General features: G+C 70.5%; 1 protein-coding gene. It reads left to right on the forward strand.

Annotated elements, in window-relative coordinates; translation table 11 throughout:
• Nucleotides 1–234, forward strand: a 234-nt coding sequence (locus tag AC1RPV_RS08275; protein WP_481764283.1) for a hypothetical protein, incomplete at both ends; no start/stop codon positions are given.

Here is a 234-nt window from a genome sequence, read left to right on the forward strand (position 1 = left end):
GACCGCGCGAGCGCGCCGGGGCTCGCCAATTTCCTGACGGCCCATTATCTGTCGCAGAGCGACGACGGCCACTCGTCGTCGGCGACCATCGAGCGCGTGCTGAGCGACCGCTCGGCGGCCGCGTTCCTGCAGGCGCTGCCTGCCAGCGTGCTGAACGCGCCGTCGGTCGGCGTGACGGCGGACAACATCGGCACGCCGTACACGCGCGCATCGTGGTGGCGCAACATCTTCGAC

It is taken from the genome of Dellaglioa sp. CoH-55-MRSF-9 (genome assembly GCF_056782155.1).